This is a genomic window from Paraburkholderia sp. Ac-20336, from assembly GCF_017105025.1.
Lineage (GTDB): Bacteria > Pseudomonadota > Gammaproteobacteria > Burkholderiales > Burkholderiaceae > Paraburkholderia.
The window spans coordinates 1-15,468 of sequence record NZ_JAAGPS010000091.1; the positions used below are offsets into that span (position 1 = coordinate 1).

The window sequence follows — 15,468 nt, forward strand, 5'->3', positions numbered from 1 at the left end:
TTGAACGGCGCGAGCGCGGCAAGCCCGGAGAGCGCCACGCATGGCGCGGCGGAACTCGGCGACCGGCTGGAGTCGATGCGTAGCGCGCTCGCGCTGATCAAGCGCGACCTCGGCAACGCGACCGCGCGCATGGCGGCCGAGCGGCTGCTGGCGGATTCGTCGAACCTCGCGCCGCTGCTCGGCGAGGACGGCGCGCTGAGTCCCGGCGACAAGGTGCGCGCGGCCGCGCGCTGGCTCCAGGAAAACTGCCAGCAGTCGATTTCGATTGCCGACGCCGCGCAGTTCGCGGCCATGAGCGAACGCAATTTCCTGCGCCGCTTCAAGATGGAAATGGGTATTACGCCCTCGAGTTTTCTGCTGCATGAGCGCCTCGCGGTGACATGCAGCCTGCTGACCGAATCCGAATTGCCGGTCGACAAGATTGCGCGCCGCACCGGCATGGGCAATGGCGACCGTCTCGCGAAGGTGTTCCGCAAGCGCATGCGGATTTCCCCGACCGAGTTCAGGATTCAGAGCCGTCGCATGAGCGGCGAGTAGCAGCGCAGGACGCAACCCGGCGAGCGCGCGAAACGGCGCACCGGAGTCTTCTCCTTCGTACCTTGCAGGACTATAAGGAATCCGAATATGTTGAGGCATGGCATCGTGAGCGCAGGATCTGTCGAGCCGGCTGGCGCCGGCGCGCATTGCGCGCATATCGTGCCGGTCATTCTGGCGGGCGGCTCGGGCACCCGGCTGTGGCCGGTGTCGCGAGAAAACTTTCCGAAGCAACTGATCGACGTGGTCGGCTCCGACTCGCTGCTGCAGGCGACCGCGCGGCGCCTCGACGGCTTTCCCGCGAGCTGGCATGTCGATGCCTCGCCGATCGTCGTGTGCGGCGACGAGCATCGCTTCGTGATTGCCGAGCAGTTGCGCGAGAACGGTATCGACGCGCGGCTGATCGTCGAGCCCGCGCGGCGCGACACGGCCCCCGCGCTGACGCTGGCGGCATCGCTCGCGTGCGCGGAGGACCGCGACGCGATCCTGATCGTGATGCCGGCCGATCATGCGATTGCCGACGTGGCCGCATTGCAGCGCGCGCTCGATTGCGCGGCGCGCCACGCGGCAGCGGGCGCGATCGCGACGCTCGGGGTGCCGCCGACGCGGCCCGACACCGGCTTCGGCTATATCCGCATCGGCGCGGCGCTGGCCGAGGGCGGTCATGCGATCGACGGCTTCGTCGAGAAGCCCGCCGAGGAACTCGCCGCCCAATACCTCGCGGCCGGCACGTACTGGTGGAACAGCGGCATCTTCATCATGCGCGCGAGCGTGTGGCTCGATACGCTCGCGCGTCTGCGCCCCGACATGCATGCGCCCTGCGAAAGCGCGTTCGCGAACGGCCGCCAGGACGGCGCGGTGTTCCGGCCGGCGCCGGAGGCCTTCCTCGAAATGCCCGCCGATTCGATCGACTACGCAGTGATGGAGCGTCTGACGGAGTCGCCGGCGGGCGCGCCGCGCGGTGCCAGCACGATCGATGCGGGCCAGGCCGGCAACGCAGGCCGCGGTCCGATCGACAACACCGCAAGCACAGCCGCAACCACCGGCATTCCCGCCGGCGTCGTGATTCCGCTCGAAGCCGGCTGGTCCGACCTCGGCTCGTGGGACGCGGTATGGGCCGCGATGGAAAAGGATGCGAACGGCAACGCCGGGCGCGGCCGCGTCACCTTCGAAGGCGCGGTGTCGTGCTACGCGCATTCGGAAGGGCGGCTCGTCGCCTGCGTCGGCACCGCCAACGTGGTGGTGGTCGAGACGGCCGATGCGGTGCTGGTGGTGGACCGCTCGCACGTGCAGGACGTGAAGGGCCTCGTGTCGCGCATCAAGGCGCAGAACGCGCCCGAAGCCGACGCGCATCGCAAGGTGCGGCGCCCGTGGGGCTTTTACGATTCGATCGATCACGGCGAGCGCTTTCAGGTCAAGCGCATCGTCGTCACGCCCGGCGCGCAGCTGTCGCTGCAACTGCATCATCACCGCGCCGAACACTGGGTGGTGGTGCGCGGCACCGCGCTCGTCACGCGCGGCGAAGAGCAGTTCCTGCTCACCGAAAACCAGTCGACCTACATTCCGCTCGGCACGCGTCACCGGCTCGAAAACCCCGGCAAGGTGCCGCTCGAAATCATCGAAATCCAGTCCGGCACCTATCTCGGCGAGGACGACATCGTGAGGTTCAACGACAACTACGGCCGCTGCCCGTAAGCAGCATGGATACGCCCCGTTGGCGAACATAAAAGGCAATACGAGGGAAGCAAACATGCGCAAGTTTCAGGATCTGCTCGCGCGAATTTTCGATGTCGCGCTGGTGTTGGCGGGTGCGGCCGTGGCGTCGCAAATCCGCTTCGACTATCTCGGCCAGTCGGGCTTCTACTGGGCGCTGGCGATGTTTTCCGCCGCCTTCGCGCTGGCGATCTTTCCCGCCTTCGGCGTGTACGAATCGTGGCGCGGCCGCTCGAAGCTCGGGCTCGCCGGCCAGGTGTCGCTCGCGTGGCTGATCGTGCAGGCCTGCGCGCTGGCGCTGATGTATTCGCTGCATCGGATCGACATCGTCTCGCGGCTGTGGTTTTCGTACTGGACCGCGACGACCGGCGGCCTGCTGATCGCCTACCGGCTCGTCACGCATGCGGTGCTCGCGCGGGCGCGCGGCGCCGGCATGAACCTGCATCAGGTCGCGATTGTCGGCAGCGGTTCGCAGTGCGATGCGATCCTGCGCCGTATCGAGTCGGCGCCGACCGCGGGCTTTCGCGCCACGGCCGTCTACAACACGCGGCCGGACGATTCCGCGGTGACGAATTCGCGCGTGCCGGTGTTCGAGCGCGTCGACGCGCTCGCCGACTACATCCGCACCAACGACGTCCACGAGCTCTGGCTGATGCTGTCGCTCTCCGAGGAGCCGCTCATCTGCGCGCTGATCGACGAGTTCCGCGACGACCTCGTCAATATCCGCTTCATGCCGGACGTGCGCAGTCACGCGTTGTTCGAAGGCAGCGGCGTCGTCGATCTGCTCGGCGTGCCGGCGATCAACCTGGTCGCCTCGCCGCTGTCGGCCAACGCGATGCTGAAGAAAGAGATTTTCGACCGGCTGTTCGCGGCGAGCGCGCTGCTCGGGCTCATGCCGCTGCTGCTCGGCATCGCGATCGCGGTGAAGCTGTCCTCGCGCGGTCCGGTGCTGTTCAAACAGAAGCGCAAGGGCGCGGACGGGCGCGTGTTCACGATCTACAAGTTTCGCTCGATGCGGCTGCATACCGAAGCGAAAGGCACCTTGAGCCAGGCGACGCGCAACGACAAGCGCGTGACGAAAGTGGGTGCGTTCCTGCGCCGCACGAGCCTCGACGAGCTGCCGCAATTTTTCAACGTGCTGCGTGGCGACATGTCGGTCGTAGGACCGCGCCCCCATGCGCTCGAGCACGACGACCTCTACCAGAAGGTGGTCGCGGGCTACATCAATCGCTACCGGATCAAACCGGGAATCACGGGCTGGGCGCAGATCAACGGCTTCCGTGGCGAAACCGACCGCATCGAGAAGATGGAACGTCGCGTCGAACATGACCTGTACTACCTCGGTCACTGGTCGTTCGCGCTCGACATGCGGATCATCGGCGCGACGATCGTCGCAGGACTGGTTCATCGAAACGCTTACTAAGCAGTCGATAAAAAACGCCTCGGGGCGAAGGAGGAAGGATCATGAACTCACTGGGTTTTCGTGCGGGAACGATGGTGGTTTTCGCGAGTGCCGCACTGCTCGCCGGCTGCGGCAGTGTACCGGGCCAACGGATGATTACGCCGGCCACGGTGCAGGACACGGGAGGGGATTTCAGTCCCACCGAAGCTTCGCAGCAGCAGCAGATTCCGATCACCGACATTAACCTGGCGCTGCTGAAGAAGATGAACGCCGACCAGCAGGCCATGACGATGCCGCCCGATATCGCAGCGCTGTTCGGCAAGCCGACCGCGTACAAGGTCGGCCCCGGCGACGTGCTGCAGATCGTCGTGTGGGATCACCCGGAACTCGCGGCCGCGCTCGGGCAGCCGACGCAGACCTCGCGGCCCTCGGATGCGATTCCGGGCTTTCTGATCGACGAAAGCGGCGACGTGCAGTTTCCGTATGCGGGCACCCTGCACGTGGCGGGCAGGGACGTCGCGTCGATTCAGCGCGAACTGCATCAGCGTCTGAGCAAGGTGTACCAGAAGCCCGAAGTGACGGTGCGGGTCGCGTCGTTCCGTAACGCGCAGGTGATGATCGACGGCGAAGTGCGCACGCCCGGCAGCCAGTCGGTCAACGACATTCCGATGTCGCTGACCAACGCGATCGGCCTGAGCGGCGGCTTCACGACGACCGCGGACCGCAGCCGCGTCGACCTGATCCGCAACGGCCATACGTATTCGCTGAACATCGACGACCTCATCAAGCACGGCCACAATCCGTCGGACATCTATCTGCAGGCGGGCGACATGGTGCGGGTCAACGCGCGCGAGGACAGCGGCGTGTACGTGATGGGCGAGGTCAACAAGCCGGCCACGGTGCTGCCGCTGCGCAACGGCTCGCTGACGCTCTCGCAGGCGATCTCCGACGGCGGCAGCTTCGACTCGAACACGGCCGCCGCGCAACAGCTGTTCGTGATCCGCAATTCGACCAGCGACTCGCCGCAGATCTATCACCTCGACGCTCGCTCGCCGGTGGCGATGCTGCTCGCGAACCAGTTCCAATTGCAGCCGAAGGACATCGTGTACGTCGGCCAGGGCGGCCTGGTTCGCTTCAACCGCGTGCTGAACCTGCTGTTGCCGGCGATCAACGCGGCGGTGACGGGGGTTATCGTCGGGAAGTGACGTAAGAGCGGTGCGCGTAACGCGCACCGCCAGGTCTTGTCGGGGTGAACAACATGGCAATCCACTTTGACGGCCGTTATGAAGGCCGCTACGAGAACCGCTTTGAGAACCGTTTCGAAGCCCGCTTCGAACCCGGTTACGCGGACGTGCCCGGTCCGGGCCGTCTGCGTCCGTCGGACTACCTGCGCACGATCGTGCGCGGTCGGCGCACGATTCTCACGGTGACGCTGATCGCGCTCGCGCTCGGCAGTGCCTACGCGTTGCTCGCGCCGCCGACGTACCGCGCGGACGTGCTGTTTCACGTCGAGGACCGGACGGCCAACGCGACCGGCGTCGCTAACGGCGCATCGCCGCCGGTCGGCGGCGGTGCCGATTCGAAGCCGTCGACGGCCGCGCAGATCGAGTTGTTGAAGTCGCGGCTCGTCGTCGAGGAGGCGGTGCGCACGCTGCACCTCGACATCACGGCGACGCCGCGTTATCTGCCGCTCGTCGGTGCGAGGATCGCGGGTCTCGCGAATGGACGATGGGGCCGATGGGGTCTCAGGCTGCCGTCGTTCATGAAGCTGTCGGGCTTCGCGTGGGGCAACGAGAGCATCGCGGTGTCGCGTTTCGATACCGCGAAGCCGATGTACGACGCGAGCTTCACGCTGGTGGCGGGGACCGACAACACCTTTGTGCTGCGCGACCCGAACGGCAGCGCGATCCTGTCGGGCCGGGTCGGCGAGACGGTGCAGACCGATACCGCCGACGGCCCGATCGTGCTGCATGTCGACCGGCTCGTCGGGGCGCCCGGCACGCGCTTCACGCTCGCGCGCGCCTCGACGCTCGGCACGGTCGACCGCCTGCAGAACACCATGCTCGTGCAGGAGACCGCGCCGCAATCCGGCGTGATCCGGATGAGCCTCGAAGGCGGCGATCCGGCGTTGGCCGCGGCGATCGTCAACAACATGGCGCAGCAGTTCGTGCGTCAGGACATGGCGAGCCGCTCGACCGAAACGCGCCACACGCTCGCATTTCTTGAGCAGCAACTGCCCGCCCTGCGCAAGGATCTGGACGACGCCGAGCAGCGCTACAGCAAGTTCCGCAACGAGCACGGCACGGTCGATCCCGGCGAGGAGAGCCGGCTGATGCTGCAACAGTCCGCCGACAACAAGGCGCGCCTGCTCGACCTGCAGCAGCAGCGCGTGGAGCTGTTGCAGCGCTTCACGCCGAGCCATCCGTCGGTGGCCGCGCTCGACGCGCAGATCGCCGCGTTGCAGGGCGCGCAGGCCACCATGAAGCGCAGTGCGACGGCGATGCCCGACACCGAGCAGACCGCGCAGCGGCTCAAGCACGACGTGGACGAGAAGACCACGCAATACAACAGTCTGCTGAACAACGTGCAGCAACTGCGCACGACGCAGGCGGGGCAGGTGGCCGGCGTGCGGGTCGTCGACTTCGCCGAAACGCCTGACGATCCGGTGCGGCCGCGGCGCATGCTGGCGATCCTGGTTTCGCTCGGCGGCGGCCTCGGGCTCGGCATCTTGCTGATCCTGCTCAAGCGCGCGATGTACGGCGGCGTCGAGCGGCCCGACGACCTCGAAGGCATGCTCGGCGTGCCGGTGTTCGCGGCCGTGCCGCGCAGTCAGACCCAGCTGCGCCTGCAGCAAAGCGTGGCGCAGCGCCGCCGCGGCCAGCATGTGCTCGCGCACCAGGCGCCTGGGGATCTCGCGGTGGAAGGCGTGCGCAACCTGCGCACGTCGCTGCAGCTGTCGCTCGATCACGCGGCCAACAACGTCGTGATGATTACCGGCTCGCGGCCCGACGCGGGCAAGTCGTTCCTGTCGGTGAACCTGTCGGCGCTGGTCGCGTCGGCGAACAAGCGCGTGTTGATCATCGACGCCGACATGCGGCGCGGGGACGTGCATTCGCACTTCGGCATCTCCCATCAGCCGGGCCTGTCCGACGTGCTGAGCGGCGGCGATCTGCACTCGATGATCCAGCGCGAGGTGCTGCCCGGTCTGGACGTGCTGGCCAAGGGCTCGCTGCCGACGCATCCGGCCGAGCTGCTGATGAGCAAACGCTTCGAAATGTTGCTTGACGAACTGAAGCCGCAGTACGACCTCGTTATTGTCGATACACCGCCGGTACTGGCGGTGACTGACTCGACGCTGATCGGCCGATATGCGGGCACCACGCTGCTGGTGGTGCGCCACGGCCGCCAGCCGCTGCACGAGATCATCGAAACCGCGAAACGGTTGCGCAACGGCGGTGTGGCCATGCGCGGCGTGCTGCTGACCGATGTGCCGCAGGAAGCCGCGTTTCTCGGTTCGGGATATCAGGGCGGCTATTACGGCTACGACAGCATTGCCGGTTGACGGCGCGGCCCGCGGCGCAATGCCGTGTGCCGCGGCCGTGTGCGGTTTCGCCCTGGGATCGGCGCGGGCTCGAGGTTCGGATAGGCATCGCCAAACACTATTTGGGGGAAGGTTCCATGAAACGCAAGGTTGCGCTGATCACCGGCATTACTGGACAGGACGGCTCATACCTGGCTGAGTTGCTGCTCGCCAAGGATTACATCGTACACGGCATCAAACGCAGGGTGTCCCTGTTCAACACGGACCGGATCGATCATCTCTACCGCGATCCTCACGAACCGGAGCAACGGCTCTTTCTGCACCATGCGGATCTGACCGACTCGACCAGCCTGCTGCGCGTGATCCAGCGCGTCGAGCCGGACGAAATCTACAACCTCGCCGCGCAGAGCCATGTCGCGGTGTCGTTCGAGGAACCGGAATACACGGCCAATGCCGACGGTCTCGGTACGTTGCGCATTCTCGAAGCCATCCGCATTCTCGGCATGCAGGAGAAAACGCGCTTTTATCAGGCATCCACGTCGGAACTCTACGGGCTCGTGCAGCAGGTGCCGCAAAGCGAGACCACGCCGTTCTATCCGCGCAGCCCGTATGCGGTCGCCAAGCTGTTCGCCTACTGGACCACGGTCAATTATCGCGAGGCCTATGGGTTCTTCGCCTGCAACGGGATTCTGTTCAATCACGAATCGCCGGTGCGCGGCGAGACCTTCGTGACGCGCAAGATCACGCGCGCGATCGCGCGCATCGCGGTGGGCACGCAGAAGATGCTGTATCTCGGCAATCTGGCAGCGCTGCGCGACTGGGGCCACGCCCGCGATTACGTGGAAATGCAGTGGATGATGCTGCAGCAGGACCAGCCTGAAGATTTCGTGATCGCGACCGGCGAGCAATACAGCGTGCGTCAGTTCGTGCAGAATGCGGCCGCTGAGCTGGGCATCACCGTGCGTTTCGAGGGCACGGGCGTGGATGAGGTCGGCATCGTCGAAAAGGTGGAAGGGCGCGAGATCAAGGTGTCGCCCGGCGATGTGATCGTGCGGGTCGATCCGCGCTATTTCCGGCCGGCCGAAGTCGAAACGCTGCTCGGCGATCCGTCGAAGGCGCACGCGCGGCTCGGCTGGAAGCCGACCACGTCGTTTGCGCAACTGGTCAAGGAAATGGTGCGCTCGGACTACCAGATCGCACGCCGCGACGCGCTTGTCACGCTGGCGGGCTTTACGGCATTGGAGCATCACGAGTAGTCGGGATGCGTGTGCCGGTCACGGTGTGCGAGTTATCGTGATGGGTTAGCGATCCGCAGTTTCCTGGCGGATCGACGTGTTGTTGATGTGCTTCGTTTCGCGCCCGTAGTGATCGGCTCGCTGCCGATGGCTGCGGGCGCTTGTCTTTTATGGGCCGTTGGTGAGCGGGTAAGTCAAGCCGATGAGTTAAGCCGGTGCCGCGGCTCGGGGCGTTGCGAGGCGCGGTTTCGCGCGTCGCAACGCCCCGAGCCGCGGCAACGTCAATGATGTGTGCTGACGTAGCGTACGTCGGGCAGTGGCTCGGTAGCGGTGTCGGCTGACGGTGCGATCTGCAGTTCGGATTCGCGCGTGGCCTGTGTCGACAGACGCCGTGCCGTCTTGCTGCTCGAATCGATTTGCAGCGCGATGCCGGCGTCGCGCGACACACAAGCCAGGTGTCCGATAGAACCGCAGCCGCGTGCGAGGCTGAGCAGCGCATCGCGTTGCTGTTCGAGCGTATGCACCGTCGCGCGCAGGCGCTGTGCCTCGCGGTTGTCGGGCTGCGCGGCGAGGGCCGCGGCAATGCGCGATTTCGTCGCCGACAGATTGTTCGCCTTCAGATTGATACGTGCCGCTCGCAGATATCGCGCGGCTTCGGCGCGACGTTTCTCTTCCGCGCTGATTGGCGGGTTCGCGGCGAGGTGCGTGGGTTCAGCCGTCGTCAACGAGACGCGGTGCTGTTGAGGCTGCGCTGCGGTGGGTGGTGTGGCGGTTGAGGGGTGGACTGATGCCAGATGTTGCGCGGCGACGGCGGGTTGCGGCTGTTGTTGCTGTTGCGCGGTGACGCGGCTCGGTGCAGCATCGGCATGCGGTTTATCTTTCGCGGCAATCGGCTGAGCGGCCGCGACGCGCGTGGCATCCGGCGTTGCCGATACGACGCGGCGCTGCTCGGGTATCGCCGCGACCTGGGGTGTGAGCGCTGCGGGCTGGGCCGATGCGAGGTGTTGCGCAGCGATGGCGGGCTGCGGCCGTTGTTGCTGTTGCAGCGCGATGACGCTCGGCGAAGCATCGGCATGCGGTTTATCTTTCGCGGCAATCGGCTGAGCGGCCGTGACGTGCGTGGCATCCGACGTTGCCGACACGACCTGGTGTTGCTCGGGTGTCGATGCGATGGGCTGAGCGGCAGCGACGCGCGCGGCGTCCGGCGCTGCCGGCGCGACACGGCGCGGTTCGGGCAGTGACGCCGCCGCCGGTGTGACCGCCGAAGGCCGGGCCGCGGCGACGCGTTGCGCGTCACTCCCAGGCTGCAACGATCCGGCATTCGCCTTGGCTTTCCCGGCACCATCGACAGCAACGGACGCCTTGCCGTTCTGCGCGGACACCGTGGACACATTGCCGCTCGCCACAACCGGCGGCGCCACGCGCAAGTCGCCGTCATGGATGCAGATCAGGTACACGGCGGAACTCACCGCCAGCACCGACGCAGCCAGCACGATGCGGTTGCGCGTGCGCCGTCCTGCTTGCGCGGCTAACTCGGCTTCGTCGATCGAATCGTAGGGGTAGACGAGCGTGTCCGGCGAACGGTGCCAGATGCTGCGCGCCGGCAGCCTGGCGGGCCCCGTCCGCGGCGGATTCTCCGGCTCGACGTACAAACCCGGCACTGAGGCAGCATGCGCACCAGACCCCTCCAGCGCGAGCGAATGACACGAAAGACAAGGCGAGAAGCGGCCGACGATCGGTGCACCGCAGTTGTTGCAGCGTCGGGGCTCTGGCTGATTGGCAGCGGGATATGTAGACATGGCCGGTCGCTCGCGGGCGTTCAATTACGACGCCTCTGTCAAAGGAACACGTAACGGCAACGAGGCTCGCAAGCCTCACCGATCACTGCGATTACTGCACCACGTAGCCGCGCGCCTGCATGCATGCGCCGTAGGCGGCCCAATAGCGCGTCATCGGCGGCTCGGGCGCGGGCAGCGGCGGCAGTTTGACGTCCGATGCCGCGCTCGCTTGCAACGATGCGTCCGCTGTGCCCAATGCGCCTGATGCGCCCAACGGGCCGATTCCCGCTGCCGATGCCCCGATTCCCTCGCCTAACGTGCCGATTCCCGCGCTCGTGCCCGCAGCCGCCGTGGTCGTAGTCGCGGTGGCCGAAGCACCCGCGGCCGCGGCGGCGCCGCCGGGTGCACCGCCGGCACCTGTCAAGGCATCGTTGGCCGGTTTCGCCGACGATGCCCCACCAGGCGCGGCCGCGATCGGCAAGCTCGCGGCGTCCGGCATGCTGGCGGCATACGGCAGCGGCGTGGCGGAGAAGGAACTGGGCGGCAGCGGCGGCTTGGCCGGCGCGCCCGTCGACGAGCCCTTTGCGACCGGTGCCGGGCGCGGTGGAATCTGCGACTCGTGGACGATGTTGACCTTGCTCACGCGGGCTGCTTCCGCGTAACACAGCGCGGTGTCGACGCCGCGCGCATAGGGACTCTGACTGCGGATCGGATAGGTAAGCGGCTGCCATGCAAATGCAGCGCTGCTGGTCGCAATTAGCGTCAGTACGGTATATGTTCTAAATTTCATCGCAATGACTCCCCCCCAGCGATGTTTGGCGTTTTTATCGGAAAAAGCGCTTCGCACGGTGATCTGTTGGCTTCGGGTTCCGTCGTGGCATGACGGCGCACGTTGCGAAGACTGCTTTTCCGAGCGTAGCACCGGATGGCGCCAATGCAATGCTTCGGATAGCGCGCGAAAACGCCAAGCTGCTGTCCAATCAGGACACATCCGTGTAACGCGGCAGGCGAGCTTTGCGAAAGCCCGGTGAATTCTCTGAACATGATGACGAGCCGTCAGGAGACGATGATGCAAAAACTGCGGGACTATTCTGGCGTGCTAATCGTCGCCGTATCGGTTCTGACGCTGTCGCTGGCCGCGCCTGTGGCGGGCAGGGCGAGCGAGGAAAGCGACAACATGAAAGTCGAGACGGCGGGCGAGCGCGCAAATTTCGCGCAGACGTTCTGCCAGATATCGCCGCAGCGCGTCGATGCGTATAAGGAAAAGCTCAGAAAGAGACTGCCCGAAGCCGATCACTTCGATCAGCACTGGCAGACGGGTTGGCAGCGCGCGCAGAGCAACATCGGCAGCATGAACGGACTGCGCGAGCGCGATCCTCAGGAGTTCGACGCACGAATCAAAGTGAATTGTGAACGGCTCAAATGGCTCGCCGGAAATTCGCTGCGGACGCCGGCGCAGAAGTGAGAAGAGCGGTGGGTCTATCGAAGGCGCGGCACTAACGTAGTGTCACGCGTTGTCGTTGTGCTCTTGTGCGGCTCGTTCGTTTCGACGGCATGGCAAGCGATATCTATCGCCGCTCAGGTGCAGGACGCCGTAAATGGTCATATGATTCCGACGTCACTTCGAATCCGCAGACTGGGGCGCGATGCAAGCACGGAACAAAGATTTCGACGACGGTGAGGAAGGCCAAATATCGCATCGCGTGCCAGCCGTCCTGAAACGCTATCAGCGAGCGTTGCTGTACGGAGCCGGCGTTGCGATGACGGCCGTTCTATTGGTGCTGGGCGGCACCGTGATCTACCTGATGGTGCGCGACTACATCGACAATCGCTATATCGGTTTCGCTGTCAGGAAGACGCAGCTCGAATTGGAACTGCTCCAGTTCGAGAGCATTCTGCGGTACACCGTTCTGCACGAAGAGTCGGCATGGGAGCGCCGCGAGCCGCCGCCATCCAGTGTCGTTGAGCAGTTTGCGGCGCAGCACGGGCATATTCTTCTGCAGCAGCATCCCGACTTTCCACCCGTGCTGGCGTTGGGCGACGTCACGAACGAGCGGCCAGCCCAGACATTCGCGCCGTATCTGGCGATGACCCGTGAATTCGATTATCGCGTCGGCCCTTATGCTGTGTTGAAAGGTCCTGATGCGGTGACGGGATATTTCTACACGCCCGACTACAGTTTCATGTCGATTTATCCGGCACCCGCATCGGGCAACCCGCTCGATGCAGGCGATGCCCCAAGCGTGCGGGCGCTGCTCGATCAGATCAGGCCGGATATCGGCGACCTGAGCAAGAAAAAAACGCTGAGGCGTCTGGAAACCGAGCGGGAGTTGATCCTGCTGCCGCCGATTACCGACCGGTTTACCGGAGAGCAGGTCATTCGCATGGTTCTGCCCGCGTTTGCCGACGGTACGCCGTTCCTTATCTTTGTCCGCACCATTCCAGTCAGACTGCTGTTCGATCATCCGGCGCAGGAGCCGCTCGACGACGAAATCTCGCTGATCGTCGACGCATCCGGCAAGGTGGTGCTCGATGCCGGGCCGGCAGGCCGCGATAGTGCGCTGAAGGCTCGCGTACTGCGGACGAAGCCTTGGGCGCCGGGCCGGCAGGGAATCGAGCGGCGTCGTCTTGGCGGTCTCTTTATCGCGAGTGCGCCGGTTTCGCATGTCGGCTGGACACTGGTCTATGCATTTACGTGGCGTACGGTTCTCGCCGAGTTCTGGCCGCGCATCACGCTTCTGACGTTGGCCGTCCTGCTGGTGATCGGATTTCTCTGGACGATCCTGCTGTTGCTCGACCGCAAGATATTCAAGCCGGGTTTCGAGTACTCGCGGCGGATTTTCGAAAGCGAGCGCCTGAATCGCATGATGGTTGCGGCGGCTCCCGAGGGATTCGCGCTGTTGCTATTCGAAAGCGGAGACATTCTGCTCGAGAGCGACGCGATGCGCAGCTATGGAGCAAACGCTCATCCCGATGAGCGGCCATTGCGTTTTCAGCTACTCGAGCTTTACGACCGTTCGCCCGATGCCCCTGCGTGGCAGTCGGGCTTGCAACTGCCGTGCAGACTCGCGAATGGCGGCGTTGAAGATCTGCTCGTGAGTCTCGTCCGCACGCAGTATCGGAGCGTAGACGTATTGCTGTGCAGCTTCTCGAATGTGACGAAGCTCAAGAACACCGAGCGCAAACTCGAAGAGGCGCGGGCGGCGGCCGATGCGGCCAACCATGCGAAGTCCGCGTTTCTCGCGATGATGAGCCACGAGATACGCACGCCGCTCAATGCGATTCTCGGCAATCTCGAACTACTCGGCCGTTCGTCGTTGTCGCCCGCGCAAAGCGAGCGGCTCCATGTCGTGACATCGTCGTCGACGGCGCTGCTCGACATCATCAACGACATTCTCGACTTTTCGAAGGTCGAGTCCGGACAGATGACGATCGAGGCGATCCGTTTCGATCTTGCAGAAACGATTCGCCAGGTCGGTGCGATCTTCGCGCCGATGGCGCATGCGAAGGGGCTCGAATTCGAATGCATGATCGACGATTCGATCGCGCCGTACTATCTCGGCGACCCGACCAGGATTCGGCAGATTGTGGTGAACTTCGTCAGTAATGCGATCAAGTTCACCGAGACCGGCAACGTGCTGCTCGAGGTGTATCACAAGGACGAGACCGTCGAAGGCTCGCCGGTCATGATCGGCGTGATCGATTCCGGCATCGGCATGACGCCCGCCCAGCAGGAGACGCTGTTTCAGGCATTCGTGCAGGCGGATTCGTCGATCGCGCGCCGCTATGGCGGTACCGGACTCGGGTTGGCGCTGTGCTCGCGCCTCACGCGGCTGATGAATGGCTCGATCATCGTCAAGAGCTCGCTCGAACTCGGCAGTACGTTCGTGGTGTCGCTGCCGCTGCGGGTCGATACGAGCGCCTCCGCGCCGGCCGCCGACAGCGGGGAGAAGCGTGTCGAACGGGACGCAGCGCCTGCCGGTACGGCGGCTCTGCGCATCCTCGTCGTCGACGATCAACCCGCCAACCGCGAACTGATCGTTGCGCAACTCGATCTGCTCGGATACAGGGCCGACATGGTCGACAGCGGCGCAACCGCACTGCGGTGCTTTAACGAGCAGCACTACGACGTGGTAATGACGGATCTGAACATGCCTGGCATGGATGGCTACACGCTGGCGCGATGTCTGCGCGGGCAGGGCGCGACGACGCCGATCATCGCGGTGACGGCGCATGTCGGTGCCGAAGAGCAGAGACGATGCGAGGACGCGGGAATCGATGCCACGCTGCTCAAGCCGATTTTGCTCGACGCGATGGAGCAGGTTCTGCGTCGCTCGATCGGAACGGAGGCGTTCGGGACGCTTCCGCCCGGCGACAGGACGGCGAAGCGCGATATTTCGCAGGGACCACTGCCGCCGGGCGTGCATGCGGCATTGAAGCAGTCGCTGGGGGAGTCGCTGGCAAAGCTGCAGAAGGCTATGGGCACGCATGACACGCAAGCGGCGCTCGATACGCTTCATGCCATGCGCGGTTCGTTTGCGTTGATCCACGAGGCGGCGTTGGCGAATGCGTGCGCGCAGATGGAGCAACTCGCACGCGACGATGACCTCGCTGGGGTCGAAGAGATGCTGGGCCGTTTCGAGACGCTTGCCTATGAGACGCTGGTGCGCCGCCAAGGGGCGGTGAGTGCGTAGCCACGATGTCCTGATGCGGCAGATTGCGGAAGTGGCATGGCTGCCGGGTGGGCCTGGGCGGTGGCCATGTTGAGCGGTTTGTGTGCGGCCGATGGTTCCAGATATGAAGCGTGATCTCACAAAAATGAGACAAGTCCTATTTGTCACAATTTAATGGTTTCTAGGACTGAGCCTATTATCGGGTCTGGCTGCATTCAATAAAGTGCTTATACCGAAATCTTTGGATAGACATCCATTCCGAAATGTAGATCCTCCGATGCCGCCGCGGTCAACCAGATATCCCCACAGTCAGTATGCGGTGACAAAAAGCAGCGGGTAAGCATTTCGACCCGTTTTTATCGAATCTATCCATGCGTTCAGGGCCGTCTGGGAGGGCGGACTACGACGCCTGGTACTGAAGTTCTCGCGTATCTCCCATCGATGCCCGGTCGTATCCCCTGACCCGGATGCGTCATTCCTCCACGGAAGAGGGAGAAGAATCCGGTCACGCAATTGCAAACCGATATACCTGCACTTTTCAGGCGTATTCGGTGTTGTCAGCCCGCTCCTTGTTGCATCACCATGTTAGGAA

10 protein-coding genes are annotated in these 15,468 nt (G+C 64.4%); 8 read left to right on the top strand and 2 right to left on the bottom strand.

The genetic code is table 11. The features are described 5' to 3' along the window. The 6 genes from GXB81_RS21970 to gmd form a co-directional block, all read left to right on the top strand. The coding region (locus GXB81_RS21970; RefSeq protein WP_205990308.1) for a helix-turn-helix domain-containing protein at nt 1–537 on the top strand (537 nt) is incomplete at its 5' end. A gap of 87 nt (nt 538–624) precedes the next feature. Next, on the top strand, nt 625–2,229 hold the full coding sequence (locus tag GXB81_RS21975; RefSeq protein WP_205990309.1) for a sugar phosphate nucleotidyltransferase: 1,605 nt from the start codon (nt 625–627) through the stop codon (nt 2,227–2,229). Nucleotides 2,230–2,284: 55 nt separating this feature from the next. Next, on the top strand, nt 2,285–3,670 hold the full coding sequence (locus GXB81_RS21980) for an undecaprenyl-phosphate glucose phosphotransferase (RefSeq protein ID WP_167036252.1): 1,386 nt from the start codon (nt 2,285–2,287) through the stop codon (nt 3,668–3,670). A gap of 41 nt (nt 3,671–3,711) precedes the next feature. Continuing rightward, entirely contained in the window at nt 3,712–4,854 is a 1,143-nt protein-coding gene (locus GXB81_RS21985; protein ID WP_205990310.1) for a polysaccharide biosynthesis/export family protein, read from the top strand. Between the two features lie 53 nt (nt 4,855–4,907). Continuing rightward, on the top strand, nt 4,908–7,211 hold the full coding sequence (locus tag GXB81_RS21990) for a polysaccharide biosynthesis tyrosine autokinase (protein WP_205990311.1): 2,304 nt from the start codon (nt 4,908–4,910) through the stop codon (nt 7,209–7,211). A gap of 116 nt (nt 7,212–7,327) precedes the next feature. Next, nucleotides 7,328–8,446 (top strand): GDP-mannose 4,6-dehydratase, encoded by a 1,119-nt coding sequence (gmd, locus tag GXB81_RS21995; protein ID WP_167036258.1) that lies wholly within the window; start codon nt 7,328–7,330, stop codon nt 8,444–8,446. 260 nt (nt 8,447–8,706) lie between these two features. Here gmd and GXB81_RS22000 read toward each other — a convergent pair whose 3' ends face one another. Further along, nucleotides 8,707–10,086, bottom strand: a complete 1,380-nt coding sequence (locus GXB81_RS22000) for a hypothetical protein (protein ID WP_205990312.1) — start codon at nt 10,084–10,086, stop codon at nt 8,707–8,709. 229 nt (nt 10,087–10,315) lie between these two features. Continuing rightward, nucleotides 10,316–10,993 (bottom strand): hypothetical protein, encoded by a 678-nt coding sequence (locus GXB81_RS22005; RefSeq protein ID WP_167036264.1) that lies wholly within the window; start codon nt 10,991–10,993, stop codon nt 10,316–10,318. 237 nt (nt 10,994–11,230) lie between these two features. Here GXB81_RS22005 and GXB81_RS22010 point away from each other — a divergent pair, with 237 nt between their 5' ends. Further along, nucleotides 11,231–11,668 (top strand): hypothetical protein, encoded by a 438-nt coding sequence (locus GXB81_RS22010; RefSeq protein ID WP_345889838.1) that lies wholly within the window; start codon nt 11,231–11,233, stop codon nt 11,666–11,668. A gap of 295 nt (nt 11,669–11,963) precedes the next feature. Next, nucleotides 11,964–14,897, top strand: coding sequence for a response regulator (locus GXB81_RS22015; RefSeq protein ID WP_205990313.1), 2,934 nt, complete (start codon nt 11,964–11,966; stop codon nt 14,895–14,897). Nucleotides 14,898–15,468: the final 571 nt, after the last annotated feature.

Bases quoted from the DNA above. Each gene is read 5' to 3' on its own strand.
- GXB81_RS22015 (WP_205990313.1), top strand. From the start codon at position 11,964: ATGACGGCCGTTCTATTGGTGCTGGGCGGCACCGTGATCTACCTGATG.
- GXB81_RS22005 (WP_167036264.1), bottom strand. From the start codon at position 10,993: ATGAAATTTAGAACATATACCGTACTGACGCTAATTGCGACCAGCAGC.
- gmd (WP_167036258.1), top strand. From the start codon at position 7,328: ATGAAACGCAAGGTTGCGCTGATCACCGGCATTACTGGACAGGACGGC.
- GXB81_RS21990 (WP_205990311.1), top strand. From the start codon at position 4,908: ATGGCAATCCACTTTGACGGCCGTTATGAAGGCCGCTACGAGAACCGC.
- GXB81_RS21980 (WP_167036252.1), top strand. From the start codon at position 2,285: ATGCGCAAGTTTCAGGATCTGCTCGCGCGAATTTTCGATGTCGCGCTG.
- GXB81_RS21975 (WP_205990309.1), top strand. From the start codon at position 625: ATGTTGAGGCATGGCATCGTGAGCGCAGGATCTGTCGAGCCGGCTGGC.
- GXB81_RS21985 (WP_205990310.1), top strand. From the start codon at position 3,712: ATGAACTCACTGGGTTTTCGTGCGGGAACGATGGTGGTTTTCGCGAGT.